Source organism: Ahrensia sp. R2A130 (genome assembly GCF_000179775.1).
GTDB lineage: Bacteria > Pseudomonadota > Alphaproteobacteria > Rhizobiales > Rhizobiaceae > Pseudahrensia.
Genome location: NZ_AEEB01000045.1, coordinates 1 through 543 on the forward strand (window position 1 = coordinate 1; position 543 = coordinate 543).

The 543-nt window shown below is 58.6% G+C and carries 1 protein-coding gene; it reads right to left on the reverse strand.

The features are described 5' to 3' along the window. On the reverse strand, window positions 1–543 hold a 543-nt coding region (locus R2A130_RS16890), incomplete at both ends, for an Ig-like domain-containing protein (RefSeq protein WP_040306493.1).

Sequence of the window (543 nt, forward strand, 5' to 3'; positions counted from 1 at the left end):
GATGTCGTTCAGAATGACCGCGCCGGAGACAGCCGCGTCCTCATTCGTCGTTACCGCATCATCAGCAGCCGTCGGCGCATCGTTCTGTGGGTTCACCGTGATCGTAACCGTGGCCGTATCAGTTCCGCCATTGCCGTCATCGACGCTGACCGTGAACGTATCGGTGCCGTTGAAGTCGGCAGCAGGTGTGTAGGTATACGTGCCGTCCGTGTTCACAACGACCGTGCCGTTGCTTGGGGCTGTTGCTAGGCTGGCCGTCAGCGCATCACCATCAATATCGTTCAGAATGACCGCGCCGGAGACAGCCGCGTCCTCATTCGTCGTTACCGCATTGTCTGTGGCAGTCGGCGCATCGTTCTGTGGGTTCACCGTGATGGTAACGGTAGCCGTATCTATACCACCGTTGCCGTCATCGACGGAGATCGTGAATGTATCAGTGCCGTTGAAGTCCGCAGCAGGCGTGTAGGTATACGTCCCGTCCGTGTTCACAACGACAGTGCCGTTGGTTGGTGCAGTGCCGAGCGTTGCCGTCAGAACATCGCC